The sequence below is a fragment of the Dermabacter hominis NBRC 106157 genome, assembly GCF_001570785.1.
Classification (GTDB): domain Bacteria; phylum Actinomycetota; class Actinomycetes; order Actinomycetales; family Dermabacteraceae; genus Dermabacter; species Dermabacter hominis.
Window position 1 is genome coordinate 1 of the sequence record NZ_BCSI01000004.1, and the last position, 13,506, is coordinate 13,506.

Here is a 13,506-nt window from a genome sequence, read left to right on the forward strand (position 1 = left end):
GCTCGGCCCAACAAACCCGGAAGCCAAAAAAGAGACGTTGACCGAGCCGCGGAAGAAACACTGACTGAAGGTCTTGATGAGCAGCGTTGTGCACGAGAGAATAGCTGCTTACGACAGATTCGCTCTGTCGTGAAAATGCCGTAGCGGTTGGGGCATAGGCACCGGCGAAGCACGTTCTTTGGTTAACGCGCTTTGCTGAGTTTCTACACCCTGATTCTCATGGGTGCGGAATACCTCAATCAGCGCCTCTTGCGGTCAACTGATTCACTCCGCGTGTGGAAGGCGAGAGGGGCTGAAGAAGAGGGGTGAGGTCGGGGTGCCCCTAGCTGAAGAGGCGAGTTTAGGTGAGGTTGGGAAATCCAAGAGGCGGAGCCAGCTGAACAGGTAGGGCGGAATGAGGCCGAGGCTGCCGTCGGACCTGGGCAGCGAAGCCAGTGACCACCGGCCCTAGGCATACTCCCTTGAGCCGACTCGCAATGCGATCGAATCAGGCGAAGAAGGGAGGGGCAAAGGCGCCGCTAACGGTGATCTCTAGGCATCCCAAACCCCCACAACCCCTATGCAATCCGAGGAGGGCGGCATCAAACCCCCACAACCCCTATGGAATTCAGTGAGGGAGGGGGTGGGCCTTGAATTTCGTGTCCGGATTGACGAAAGCCTCCTGGCATTCAACGATGAGAAGCTCGCGCGCCTTCGCCTCGATCGTGCGGTCGATGAGCTCGAACACCGAAGCGGCCGTCTTCTCGAGTGCTTCGACAGGGCCGGCGCCACCGAGCAAATGCGCAGCGAAGAGAGCCGTCGTCACATCGCCGCTGCCATGAACCTTCCGCTCAAGGCGGGGGGTTGCGAGAAGATACGCGCCCGACGAATCAGCGACGAGGAGCTCGAGCATGCCGTCGGCGGTGTCTTTCGTGATCACGCTCGTCACCAGCACGGTCTCGGCACCCTCGGCACGCAGCTGCTCGACCGCTTGAAGCGTGCCCTCGAGCGTGGACACATCGGTCCCCGTGAGTACGCCAAGCTCGAAGTGATTGGGCGTGAGTACCTCGGCGGCAGGAACGACTTTGTTCGCCATGAGCGGCGGAATATCGGCATCGACGTAGAATCCCTCGCCGGCATTGCCCATGACCGGGTCGGCGATATACACGGCGTTCGGGTTATGAGCCTTCACGCGTTCCACGGCGTCGAGAATCACGTCGGTTACAGCCGCGGATCCCTGGTATCCGCTCAAGATAGCGTCGGCTTCGCCAAGAATGCCGAGCTCTTCGATTCCCAAAACAACCTCGTGAACGTCCTTCGCATCGATGACGGGACCGCGGAACGTCGGGTGGCCCGTGTGGTTTGAGAAAAGGACGGTGTTGACGGGCCATACTTCGTGGCCGAGCCGCTGCAGCGGAAAAACAGCGGCAGAATTACCCGCGTGTCCGTAGGCCACGGCGGACTGGATCGTCAAAATCTTCATGCGTCTCTCCTTGACGGCAGTTGAAAGGGGCACATCGCTGTTTAGAAAAGGGAGGGGCCGAGCGCTTTGGCTTTTTCGTCCAGATAGCACGTGCCGCACAGGGACTCGTAAGTGACGCGGCCAGCGCCATCAATCGCCACCTGATCTCCCTGGAATACGAACATGCCGTTTACGCTGCGGCAATTGAATTCGGCCTGAGAGCCGCATCGACACATGGTCGGTAGCTTCTCGAAGTTGTCGGCCAGCTCGAAAAGTCGCGAAGAGCCAGGGAATTGGCAGGCGAGGAAGTCCGTGCGAAGCCCATAGCAAATCACCGAAATCTGATCGTTTTTCGCGACGAGAAAAAGTTGATCGATTTGGTCGCGGTCGAGGAACTGGCTCTCGTCAACGAGCACCACATGGAAGTCGCGGTCGGGGCGTGCGGCGATGAACGCTTTGATTTCCTCTCGCAAGTCATGGCCAGACTCGATGAGAACGTCGACGCGTCGTTTTGCGCCTCCGCGGGCGAGCACCCAGTCCTCGCCCTTCGTATCGATAGCGGGCTTGACCGTGATCGTGCCGAGGCCTCGTTCCTCGTAGTTGTAGGCCGCCTTAATGAGGGTGTCGGATTTTCCCGAATTCATCGCGCCGTATTTGAAGTGGAGCTTAGCCATCGGTTCCTCCTGAGCGTCCCTTCGCCGTGCGCGAATCTATCCTCCCCAACCTTAGTGCACCTGGCCTTGCTAGCGTGAAGGCGTGAGCACACGTGAGGATAGCGCCGGCGGCCGAAAAGTATTCACCCGCAAAAATCAGGCGAGGAAAAACTCGGAAGTTTGGCGCGAGAGGAGCCGGGCAGGCGTCGGAATCCGAGAACCCGCTCCTGGCAACGGAACGGGCCGTACCAACGAGGGTGGTGCCCAACCCGGGGGCTCCCACCCGAACCGCACGATTCCCGTGGGCCTGTCGACCTCTTCGCTTTTCCCGCTTGGCCTCGAGGACACCTTTAAAGCGGCGCGTGAAACCGGCTATGACGGCGTTGAGGTCATGTGTTCTCTCGATCCCGCAACGCGTGACGCAATGCGTCTTCAGACCCTCACTCGCGTGTATGAGCTTCCAATCTTGTCGCTTCACGCACCAACTCTCTTCTTTCTGCAGTTCGCGGGCGGCCTTGACCCCAAGAAGAAGCTCGAGGACACGATGCGCCTCGCTGTGGATCTTGGGGTTCCGACGGTTGTCGCCCACCCGCCGTTTCGATGGCAGGGGCGTTACGCCAAGAATTTCGTGGAGATCGTTGCTGGACTCGAAGAGCGCTACGGAATCGCGCTTGCCGTCGAGAACATGTATCCGTGGCGCCTCGGCGTGCGCGAGGTGCTCCCGTATTACCCCGATCACGACCCCACGGATGAGGATTACGCGCATCTCACGATCGATCTCTCGCACGCGTCGACGGCTGGAGACGATGCGCTCGCGATGATCGAACGCTTGGGGGATCGGCTCAGCCATCTCCACCTCACCGATGGGTCGGGGCACACCTTGCGCGATGAGCATCTGGTGCCGGGCGACGGTGACCAGCCGGTTGCCGAAATTCTGCAAAGGCTCGCGCGTCGAGGATGGGGCGGCTCTGTCATTGTGGAGATCGCGACGGGCACGAGCCGGAACTTCGAGGCGAAGCTCGCCCCGATCAAACGCTCGCTCACGCTCGCCCGCAGAGAACTCAGTCACGTTTGAGCCTCGCTGCCCCCTGATCAGGTCAATTTTTCACCAAATCTCCAGTGCTTCGGTGGACAATAATGGGGCGCTTTGAGAGGCGCGAACCGAGACCGAAAGCGAATAGTAGTAGTGATCCCCAACACCGCGTTTGACCATAAAAACGCCGCCATTCTCTCCGTTTCCGCCGTGGAAGCTCAGGTTCCCGTCACTTCCGATTCGATCGACGAGATGCTTTCACCGGCCCGCAAGCGACTTCGCTTGCCGAAGGGCACGCTTCAACGCGTGGCCGGTGTGTACGAGCGGCGATGGTGGAAAGACCCGGAAAACGGTTGGAAACAGGGTGCCGTGATTGCCGCTGAGCGTGCGATGGCGAGCGCGGGCATTACGCGCGAGGACGTCGGGGTCCTCATCAACGCTTCCGTTTCGCGTCAGCACCTCGAGCCGGCGATGAGTGCCCACATTCACGCGGCGCTCGGTATGCCCGCCTCGTGCATGAACTTTGACATCACGAACGCGTGCCTCGGCTTTGTTAATGCGATGACCCTCGCCGCCGGTCTGATTGACGCCGGTCAAATCGACTACGCACTCATCGTGGGCGCGGAGGATGTCGAGGAAGTGCAGCGGCGCACCATTGCGCGCTTGAACGACAAGAACTCGACGCGCCAGGATTTCAATAACCAGTTTGCGTCGCTCACGCTCGGTTCGGGCGCTGCTGCGGCCGTTGTGGGGCGCTTCGATAAACACCCGGATGGCCACCGGATCGTGCACACGCAAACGCGTGCGGGCACCGAGCACCACGAGCTGTGCATCGGCAACATGGACGATATGCGTACCGATACGGCCGGTCTCCTTGAAAACGGCCTCGAGCTCGTGACGCAAACGTGGCGCGCCGCCGAGGAAAGCGGTCGCAATTATTCGAATAAGCAGTGGTACATCACCCATCAGGTGTCGATGGTGTACACGCGTGCCTTCGCGAAGGCCATGGGGATCAACCCTGAGATCATTCCGGTGACGTTCCCCGAACTTGGCAACATTGCCGCGGAGGCCGTTCCGCTCACTCTCGCCCTCAACCAGGATCGCTTTGCGAAGGGCGATGAACTTCTGCTCCTCGGCGTCGGCTCGGGATTGAACACGGCGATGATGGAGGTCCAGTGGTGAGCGCGAAGACCTTCCAGGACGTGCAGGATGTTCCCGATCTTCCCGGCGTTCAGCCTGAATTGCACCACACGCTGAAGGTGCGGGACTCGTTCGGTGATATGCGCCGCTGGCACTATCTCGATAACGAGCGTCAACTCGCCGAGCGGGGCATTGAGCCCCGCGGCACGCTTCTGTGCGTGCACGGCAACCCCACCTACTCCTTCCTGTATCGCAGCCTGTTCAACGAGGAGATGCTCGAAGCGGGTTGGCGTGTCGTTGCCGTTGACCAGCTCGAGATGGGCTACTCGGAACGCACGGGACGTGAGCGACGCTTGCAGGATCGCATTACCGATCTTTCGTTGTTCACGGATGCACTCGGCCTTTCCGGCAACGTCGTGACAGTGGGGCACGATTGGGGCGGCATTGTGTCGATCGGCTGGGCACTCGACAACCGCCACGACGTGATCGGTATGGTGCTCACGAACACCGCAATTCATCAGGAACTTGGCGAGTCGCTCCCGGCTTCACTTCAGCTCGCAACGGCCCCCGGTTTCCTTCCGTTCTCGACGTCGCGCACGGACGCGTTCCTTCGCACGACCGTAAACCTCTCGAAGCCGCCGCTGCCGCGCGAGGTGCGGGAGGGCTACTACGCGCCGTATCGGTCGAGAGTGCGCCGTCGGGGCATCGAAACGTTCGTCGCCGATATTCCGGCGAGCGCGGAGCACCCCTCGCGCGCGACCCTTGAGCGCCTTGCGGAGGGCCTCAAGGGCATGGACGTTCCCACCCTCATGGTGTGGGGGCCGCGCGATGTTGTCTTTTCGGACCGATACCTTCGCGATCTTCTTGAACGTGTTCCGCATGCCGATGTGCATCGTTTCGAAGGCGCCTCGCACCTCGTGTGGGACGACGCGCCCGTCGCCCCGCTTGTGCGGCGCTGGCTCGAGGAACGGCTCATCAACGGTGCCGACCATCGCGAACGTTCGGTCTCGAGCTTTGCCGAACAGCCCGAGTACCGACGTCTCGGCTCGCTCATTACTGAGCGCGCAAACGATCCGGCAACGATGTATGAGCCCGCTGTCGTCGAGATGCTCGCCGAGGGTCCTCGCACGATTACGTGGGGCCTTCTTGAAAAGCGTGTGGCGCAGCTTGCGAGTGGAATGCGCGCGCATGGCATCAAGGCCGGTGATCGTGTGAGCGTTCTCGTGACGCCAGGCGCCGACCTCACGGCGGTGCTGTATGCGTGCCTCCGGATCGGCGCGATTGCCGTCGTTGCCGATGCAGGCCTGGGGGTTAAGGGCCTCACGCGCGCAATTGTGGGCGCCCACATCGACTACGTCGTGGGGATCCCTACTGCTCTTGCGGGAGCCCGCGCACTCGGTTGGCCTGGTGAACGTATTTCCGTGCGCACACTGCCCACGATCGATCGCGCTGTGTTTGGTGTAAGCACGTCGATCGATGAGCTCATGCGCGAGGGCGAGCAGATTCACGCTCTTGGTGGCGGCGATGAGCGGTCCGACATTGATCCCGATGCGGATGCGCTCGTGCTGTTTACATCGGGGTCGACCGGCCCCGCGAAGGGGGCCGTGTACACGCATCGGCAGGCGAGCGCGATGTTCGCGGCGGTGGGGGACACCCTTCAGCTGCGTCCTGAACGCGGGCTCGTTGCCGGATTCGCGCCGTTCGCACTGCTTGGCCCGGCCCTCGGTGCGCCGAGCATTGTGCCCGAGATGGACGTGACGCGCCCCGGCGAGCTCACCGCGAGCGCCCTCGCCGATGCCGTCGATGAGCTCGGTTCGCCGGCAGTCTTCACTGCTCCGGCTGCGCTCCAAAACATTATCGATACGGCCGGTGCGCTCGATGAGCGCCAGCGCGAGGCACTTTCGCGAGTGCCGAGCTTCTTTAGCGCGGGGGCACCAATTCCCGCGCCGCTTCTTCGCGCACTACGCGATGTGCTCCCGAACGCGCACTCGTACTCGCCGTACGGCATGACCGAGTGCCTCGCGGTCGCCGCAATTGACCTTGAAGGAATCGAAGCCGCGGGCGAGGGCAGCGGTGTGTGCGTGGGCGCGCCCGTCCCTCGCGTGGAGCTTGCGATTGCGCCGCTTGAGTCCGACGGCCGCGCAGCCTCCACGGTCACCACTAAGCCCGGTGTTGTCGGCGAGATTATGGTCCGTGCCGCGCACGTTCGCGACCGCTACCTCATGCTGTGGGATACGACGCGAGAGTCGATGCGCTGCGAGGGCTATCACGCGACGGGAGATGTCGGTCAGCTCGATGCCGAGGGCCGCCTGTGGGTTGAGGGGCGCCTTGCACACGTGGTCACGACTGCGGCGGGCCCCGTGACTCCGGTGCAGATAGAGAAGGCCGCGGAAAGTCTCGACTTCGTGCGTCGCGCGGGTGTATGCGGGGTAGGCCCCGCGGGAACGCAGCAGGTCGTGGTGATCTACGAAGACCCGGCGACGTTCCGCCCGGGTAAGGGCCAAACGCCCAAGCCCGCGACTCCCGAGCGCCAGGCCGCGATTCGCGAAGCCGTTGAAGCGGCAACGGGTATTGCCGTGACGGCTGCTTTTGAAACGACGACGCTCCCGACCGACATCCGCCACAACTCGAAGATCGAGCGCGCACGCCTTGGGGCGTGGGCCGCGCGCGAGCTGGCCGGTGAAAGGAGTGCGCTGTGAAGGTTCTCGTGACCGGTGCGAGCGGGATGCTCGGCGGCGAGGTCGCAAAGAGGCTTCGCGATGAGGGACATGAGGTCAGCGCGTTCCAGCGCCGCCCCGCGGGAATCGAGGGCATCACCGACGTGTGCGGTTCGCTTACCGAGGCGGACCAGGTGCGCCGTGCCGTCGACGGCAACGACGCGGTCGTGCATCTCGCGGCGAAGGTGTCCATTTCAGGCCCCGAGGAGGAATATCGCGCCATCAACATCGAGGGCACCCGCAATGTGGTGAATGCGCTTCGCGCCCAGGGTGGCGGGAAGCTCGTGAACACGTCTTCGCCGTCGGTCGCCCACTTTGGCGAGGCTATCGTCGGGCTCGACGCGACTGCCCCTGAACCTACGCGCGCCCGCGGGCCCTACGCCCGCACGAAGGCCGCCGCTGAACTCGTGGCGATGGAGGCAGACGGCACGGACGGCATGCTCGTCACGACTTTGCGACCGCATATCGTGTGGGGCCCCGGTGACACCCAGCTCGTGGAACGCATCGTCGAGCGTGGCCGCAAGGGGACGATGCCCCTTCTCGATCGGGGCATGGCGCTCATCGACACGACGTACATCGATAACGCCGCCGAGGCATTCGTCGCGGCACTCGAGCGGATCGAAGACGTGCACGGAGAGAGCTTTGTGATTACGAATGGCGAGCCGCGCACCGTTCGCGACTTCGTGGTGGGGTTGTGCGATGCGGCCGGTGTCTCGCGCCCGCGAATCACGGTTCCCGGCCCGCTCGCACGCGTTGCGGGTCGCGTGATCGAGAAGGCGTGGGAGTTGCGGCCCGGCTACGATGAGCCACCTATGACCGAGTTCCTCGCGGAGCAGCTGTCGACAGCGCATTGGTTTGATCAGCGACGCACGTGCGAGCGTTTGCAGTGGAAGCCGCGCGTAAGTATGGATGAAGGCTTCGCGAAGCTCAAAGCGTATTACGATAAGGCGCGTGACTGAAGATTTAACGACTTCTCCTTACGGCGAGAAGGATTTTGCGGCCATTGATGCTCAGATTCGCGCTGAGCAAGACGCGAAGCCTCGAGCTTCTCAGCGCACCGTTGGGCTCGTGCTGCTCATCGGGTCTGTCCTCGGGATCATCGCGTCATTCGCGCTTATGCAAGATAAGCTCGCGATTCTCGCGGACACGAATGCGTCGCTAGCCTGCGATATCAACCCGTTCATCTCGTGCGGGACGTTTATCCAGACGTGGCAGGCTCAGACGTTCGGTTTTCCGAACATGTACCTCGGGTTCATGGGATTCTCGATCATGGGTGTCGTCGGCGCACTGCACCTTTCGGGCCTTGCGCTTCCGCGGTGGTTCCAGTGGGCAACGTTCGGAGGGCTCGCCTTCGCGTTTGCTTTCGTTGTGTGGCTCTCGAGCAACGCGCTATTCGCCATTCACGCCCTGTGCCCGTGGTGCCTCCTGGTGTGGGCGGTCGTGCCACCCATGTTTTGGTCCTTCGTGACCTTCCTTGTGGAGGAGGGCATCATCGAGGTGCGCGGGCTCGTGCGCACCGTGCTGCGTTCCTGGATCGCGCTTTCGCTCGCGTGGTACGCCCTGGTTATCGTGGCTGCTTTCTTCATGTTTCTGCCCGAATGGCAGGCGATGTTTTTCTAGGCCCTGTGGCGCTCCAGGCTCCACAAGCCCCGGTTGTCCCCAGTGGATCGCCGGGGCTTTTTCGTGGGCGCTCCTCGTTCCTAGCGTGGAGGCTATGAACAGTACGAAGGGGCGCGAGAGGCGACACCGCGCAGATGCACGAACGAGTGCGAACACACGCTCGTGGGACGACCTTGAGGAATGGTCACGCGAAGGATCCGGCGTACGTCGGGGTCCTCGATGGTCAGCACTCAAGGACCCGCGCGTCATACTCGGGATCCTTACCGCGGGTGTGCTCGTGCTCGGTGGGGCACACATGGCTACGTCGATGACGCCGCATGACGACACGGTCGCGGTCACCGCGCCAACTCCCCAGGGGACACCGGAAGCGACGACGGCTCTAGATGAGGGGGCGGCGCCGGATGGAACCTCACCCGCCTCGGTTCCACCGGCGCCCGGGGCCTCGAATCCTCCCGCTTCCGGAAAGCAGACGGTGGTGGTTCACGTCGTGGGGGCGGTCAAGCAACCGAAGCTCGTCGAACTTCCGTCAGAAGTGCGCGTCGGCGATGCACTCGAGGCAGCAGGCGGGCCCACCGAGGACGCCGATCTTGGCCGAATTAACCTCGCGCGCGTCGTGAACGACGGCGAACAGGTTTACGTGCCGCGCCAAGGGGAGGAGACCCCCGCGGCAATCGCGAGCCCCGCGACCGGCGTTGAACCTTCCCCCTCGGGCCCTGGAGCGGAGGCCGGCGGGGACGGCGCTCTCGTCAACATCAACACGGCTTCCGAAAGCGAGCTCGACGAGCTTCCCGGCGTGGGCCCCGCGATCGCCGCAAGAATCGTTGAGCATCGCACAACGAACGGCCCGTTCTCAAATATCGAGCAGCTCCAGGACGTCAAGGGGATCGGTCCTGCCATCTTCGAGAAACTTCGTGAGCGCATCAGTATCTGAGGGCATGAACGGGTGTGGTGTGAGGCCCGTGAGGGGGCTGAGCCTCATTCCACACGCCGCTGTGCTCTGGCCGGCAACCATTGCGAGTGTGTCTCTCGGTCCTGTCGTAATTCTCGCCGTCGTCATCCCGGCGCTTCTCCTGGCCTTAGTGCGAGAGAAACGTTTGCGGGCACATGCGCTGCTTGCCGTTGTTCTTGGTGCAGCAGTCGCAGGGCCGGTTGCCCGCGTGCACAACGATCACTTGAGTCTCGATGAGGCTCTTCGCGAAAGAAACGTTGTGAGCGAGGTCGTGGTGACGCTTCGCGAGTCACCGTCACAGCCCGCGCGAGGTGCCGCGTGGGATACGACGGTTGCACGTGCATCGAGCCAGCCCGAACTCTCGAAGATCACGGTCGGTGCAGGAGACAAAGCGATTTCGAGGCAGACACGAATCGTGCTCACCTGGTCGAAACACACGCGTGGGGGCGATCCCTTCTCGCTTGGACGTGGGGACATGCTTCGGGCGCGGGGGTATGCCGATAAGGACGGCTCCACGCTCTTTCTTGAGATTGCCGAATGGGAGCAGGTGCCGCCACGACCTGCTGAGGATGAGGGGGTGATTGCCGCCGTAGGGCGTGTCCTTGACTCCTGGCGAGAAGAGCGAAAAGAGGTTGTACGGCTAGCCTCCTCGTTTTTGCCTGCCAATGAAGCATCGCTCGTCGTGGGCATGACCCTCGGAGACGCGGCGGGCCTTGCCAGAGAGGTGAAGGACGATATGGCGACCTCCGGGCTCACGCATCTCGTTGCTGCCTCGGGTGCAAATATTGCTTTGACCTATGCTTTTGTCACGCTGCCGCTGCTTGCCGTGGGCGTGCGCCGCAAAGCGCGGGTTCTGGCGGCGGCTGCGGGGATCGCCGTGTACGTGGCTGCGGTGGGCCCGGAGCCCAGCTTGCTGCGAGCCGCACTCATGGCCGTTCCTCTCATGATTGGACGCTACGCAGGTTTTCGCACGCCGCCTCTCAACGCGCTTGCGCTCACCGTTCTCGCCTGGTGCCTCATGGATCCGGCGCTCGTGGGAGAGGTGGGCTTCGTGCTCAGCGTGGGCGCGACGGCGGCTATTCTCGCGCTCTCGGTTCCGCTTGCTGAGGTTATCCGGCAGGTCAGTCGCGAGAGAATTTCTCGCAATCTCGCGCTTGTGGTTTCCGTTCCGACGGTTGCCCAGGCAGCATGCACGCCGGTCTTGCTCCTGCTTGCTCCCGAAACGTCAGTGTGGGCTGTGCCGGCGAATATTGCCGCGGAACTCGTCGTGGCGCCCGCAACCGTGAGCGGTTTTGTCGGCATTATTGTCGCGCATGTGTGGGCGCCGCTCGGGGTACCATTCTTCGCCCTTGCGGGGGCAGGTGCGCACGTTCTCGTGCTCATTGCACAGGTGAGTGCCGCACTTCCGGGAGCGCACATTGCGTTGCCGGCCGGCGCGGGAGGTGCACTGTCCACGGCAGGGGTACTCATCGTCGTAGGGCTCACGCTTTGGCTGCGCACGCGCCGCGAGGTGCGCTGGGCGCTCGCATTCCTCGTAGTGATCGCCCTCTTCGGGGGAGTCTCCACGCTGATTCCCGGGGACGTCGAAGACTGGGATGTCGTGATGTGCGATGTTGGGCAGGGCGATGCAATGCTCGTGCGTGCCGGGGGAAAAACCGTACTCATCGATACGGGACCAGACCCGAACATGCTCGCCCGATGTTTGGACCGTGCGGGAGTCGGAGCGATCGACCTCCTCGTCGTGACCCACCCTCACGCTGATCATGACGGCGGAATACCGGCGTTGACGGGAGAGCGTACGCCGCGGCGGGCGTGGGTGTGCCCGCTCGATACCACGACGAAAGCGAAGCTCCCTCGAACTGAAGTGGACACCGTGCTCGCGCCCCGCGCGGAAACCGTCGGAGGTGTTTCTCTCACGGTGCTGTGGCCGCGTTCAGCCGAGGAAGCGAGAGCCCTCGGGGCAGGCGAGGGCGGGGGTGAGGAGTCGGCGCTCAATGACTGTTCGATTTCGATGCGCGTGGAAGCACCGGAATGGAGCGCACTTACGCTAGGGGATCTAGAGCCGGATGCGCAAGCCAGGCTTGCGCACTCGGGGGCGGTGAAACCTGTTGAAGTGGTCAAGGTTGCGCATCACGGCTCCCGCCGGCAGGCACCGGAGCTTTACGAGGCAGCTCACGCCCCGCTTGCCATCGTTGGCGTTGGTGAGAACTCATTCGGACACCCGCACCCTAAGACGCTCGCGATGTTTGAGCGACAAGGAACAGTGCTTAGACGTACCGACGAGGAGGGGATGCTGGTGTTGACGAGAACGGACGCGGGCTGGACGGTGCGCACGAAATGACGCTCAACAGGCCGATGTAGCATGGCCTGTGCTCATGCCTATGTAGCGGGATTCCGCTGTTGATCTTCGAAGGAGTTCTGCGTGTCTGATGCCGCGGCGAAGACCGTGACCGCCACCCTGCGCAAGCGAATTATCGCTGCCCAATACGAGGCCGGCACTCCGCTTCGTGAAGTTGCCTTGGCGAAGGAGTTTGAGCTGTCGCGCGTCCCCGTGCGTGAGGCATTGCGCATCCTCACGGCGGAGGGATTCGTTGATACGCGGGCAAACGTCGGATCCCGCGTGGCCCACCCGCCCTTTGACGATGCGCGCGAGCTTTTTGACCTCCGCATCACCCTCGAAACCTCACTCGTGCGGGACGCAGCCGCGCGATTTGCCGAGTTCTCCGCTCCCGGGGCCGCTCATGTCGAGCGTTCGCGCCGTCTGTGCACGGAAATTGAGGATGCCCTCGCGCAAGGCGACGAGGCGTTTGCGAATCGAGACGGTGCTGGAATCGCGGAGGCGAATCTCCGCGTGCACCAGGGACTTGCGGATCTAGCCATGCGCCCTGTGCTGAGTCACATCCTCCAGCAGATCGGCGGGCGCGTGGAGTGGCTTCATAGCGCGCATCGTGGCTTCACGGTTACGCGCGACACGTCTGCCTGGGATCAGCACAAAGTGATTTACGATCTCGTGCGCGCAGGAGATGCGCACAACGCGCCCACGCATATGCGCGCCCACCTGGAGGCGTCGCGCGATGCTTTCCTCGCGAGCCTCTCGAGCTTGGCCGACGAGGATCGGTAACTAGCGCCTTCACTTTTCCTATACAAACTGTCGCACGAGCGCGACGAGGGCGACGACGACGATGGTCGCGCGCAGCACCGAGTTCGGTAGACGCTTCGCAACGTGCGAGCCAACATAGCCGCCGATCATCCCGCCCGCGGCGAGAATGGCGACGCCAGCCCACCACACGTGCGCGTCGAAAAACACAAACGCCACGAGGTAGACAATCGCGGCCGTCGTATTGACGTAGAGCTGCATGAGGTTCTTGACCGGGTTGACGTCTTTCATGCTGCGGGATGTGGCGATGCCGAGGATGCCCATGTAGAGAACGCCCTGTGCAGCGGTGAAGTATCCGCCATAGACTGCGGCCGCCCCCATGGGGGCGACGAGCCACGGGCTTTCGTATGCCTCGCCGACGGGGCCGGTTTGCGTGCCAGGGTCGGCCTCGCGCCGTTTATTGAGCCACGCCGTCAGATAGGGCTGACCGATGACGAGGACGAGCGCAACGACGATGAGAATGGGTACGACGATGTCGAGAGCACTCGAGGGGGAGAGGAGGAGCATTATCGAGCCTGCGCTCGCGCACACGATCGTGGTGATCGAGAGGGGGACGAGGTGGCGCTTCTCCGCTGCGATTTCTTTGCGAAAGCCTAGGACGGAGGCGACTGTCGCGAAGGACATGCCGATCGTGTTGGTGCGCACGGCCACGCCGGGCGGGACGCCGAGTGCGAGGAGCACGGGAAGGGTGAGGAGAGAGCCGGATCCGACGGCTGCATTGACGATGCCCGCGAGTATGCCCATGACGAACAGCAGCAGCGCGCTCAAACCCAACACGGGTCACACCTCCAGTTTG

11 protein-coding genes are annotated in these 13,506 nt (G+C 62.8%); 8 read left to right on the forward strand and 3 right to left on the reverse strand.

What is annotated here, in order from left to right; translation table 11 throughout:
* Nucleotides 1-607: 607 nt before the first annotated feature.
* Together pdxY and DEHOM01_RS05380 are read right to left on the reverse strand one after the other, a co-directional pair.
* Nucleotides 608-1,462 (reverse strand): pyridoxal kinase PdxY, encoded by an 855-nt coding sequence (gene pdxY / locus DEHOM01_RS05375; RefSeq protein WP_061211850.1) that lies wholly within the window; start codon nt 1,460-1,462, stop codon nt 608-610.
* A 41-nt stretch (nt 1,463-1,503) separates the two neighbouring features.
* Complete coding sequence (locus DEHOM01_RS05380; protein ID WP_061211851.1) at nt 1,504-2,115, reverse strand: thymidine kinase; 612 nt, start codon at nt 2,113-2,115, stop codon at nt 1,504-1,506.
* Nucleotides 2,116-2,197: 82 nt separating this feature from the next.
* On the opposite strand from DEHOM01_RS05380, the gene DEHOM01_RS05385 reads away from it, so the two are divergent.
* The 8 genes from DEHOM01_RS05385 to DEHOM01_RS05420 all read left to right on the forward strand — a co-directional run bounded on the left by DEHOM01_RS05385 (nt 2,198) and on the right by DEHOM01_RS05420 (nt 12,674).
* Nucleotides 2,198-3,169 (forward strand): sugar phosphate isomerase/epimerase family protein, encoded by a 972-nt coding sequence (locus tag DEHOM01_RS05385; RefSeq protein ID WP_061211852.1) that lies wholly within the window; start codon nt 2,198-2,200, stop codon nt 3,167-3,169.
* A gap of 114 nt (nt 3,170-3,283) precedes the next feature.
* Nucleotides 3,284-4,309 carry a 3-oxoacyl-ACP synthase III gene (locus tag DEHOM01_RS05390; RefSeq protein ID WP_061211985.1) on the forward strand — a complete coding sequence of 342 codons (1,026 nt, stop codon included), beginning with the start codon at nt 3,284-3,286 and terminating at the stop codon, nt 4,307-4,309.
* Nucleotides 4,303-6,966, forward strand: a complete 2,664-nt coding sequence (locus DEHOM01_RS05395; RefSeq protein ID WP_061211853.1) for an alpha/beta fold hydrolase — start codon at nt 4,303-4,305, stop codon at nt 6,964-6,966. Before DEHOM01_RS05390 ends, DEHOM01_RS05395 begins: the two co-directional genes overlap by 7 nt.
* Nucleotides 6,963-7,943, forward strand: a complete 981-nt coding sequence (locus DEHOM01_RS05400; RefSeq protein WP_082738734.1) for an NAD-dependent epimerase/dehydratase family protein — start codon at nt 6,963-6,965, stop codon at nt 7,941-7,943. Before DEHOM01_RS05395 ends, DEHOM01_RS05400 begins: the two co-directional genes overlap by 4 nt.
* Nucleotides 7,936-8,604, forward strand: a complete 669-nt coding sequence (locus DEHOM01_RS05405) for a vitamin K epoxide reductase family protein (protein WP_061211854.1) — start codon at nt 7,936-7,938, stop codon at nt 8,602-8,604. Before DEHOM01_RS05400 ends, DEHOM01_RS05405 begins: the two co-directional genes overlap by 8 nt.
* A 94-nt stretch (nt 8,605-8,698) precedes the next feature.
* Nucleotides 8,699-9,535, forward strand: coding sequence for a helix-hairpin-helix domain-containing protein (locus DEHOM01_RS05410; RefSeq protein WP_061211855.1), 837 nt, complete (start codon nt 8,699-8,701; stop codon nt 9,533-9,535).
* An 88-nt stretch (nt 9,536-9,623) separates the two neighbouring features.
* Nucleotides 9,624-11,894 carry a ComEC/Rec2 family competence protein gene (locus DEHOM01_RS05415; RefSeq protein WP_167346648.1) on the forward strand — a complete coding sequence of 757 codons (2,271 nt, stop codon included), beginning with the start codon at nt 9,624-9,626 and terminating at the stop codon, nt 11,892-11,894.
* Between the two features lie 81 nt (nt 11,895-11,975).
* Nucleotides 11,976-12,674, forward strand: coding sequence for a GntR family transcriptional regulator (locus DEHOM01_RS05420; protein WP_061211857.1), 699 nt, complete (start codon nt 11,976-11,978; stop codon nt 12,672-12,674).
* Nucleotides 12,675-12,692: 18 nt separating this feature from the next.
* Here DEHOM01_RS05420 and DEHOM01_RS05425 read toward each other — a convergent pair whose 3' ends face one another.
* Nucleotides 12,693-13,487, reverse strand: a complete 795-nt coding sequence (locus DEHOM01_RS05425; RefSeq protein WP_082738736.1) for a sulfite exporter TauE/SafE family protein — start codon at nt 13,485-13,487, stop codon at nt 12,693-12,695.
* Nucleotides 13,488-13,506: the final 19 nt, after the last annotated feature.

What these genes read in the sequence shown, in the direction of transcription:
- DEHOM01_RS05380 (WP_061211851.1), bottom strand. Translation starts at nt 2,115, where the DNA reads ATGGCTAAGCTCCACTTCAAATACGGCGCGATGAATTCGGGAAAATCC.
- DEHOM01_RS05410 (WP_061211855.1), top strand. Translation starts at nt 8,699, where the DNA reads ATGAACAGTACGAAGGGGCGCGAGAGGCGACACCGCGCAGATGCACGA.
- pdxY (WP_061211850.1), bottom strand. Translation starts at nt 1,462, where the DNA reads ATGAAGATTTTGACGATCCAGTCCGCCGTGGCCTACGGACACGCGGGT.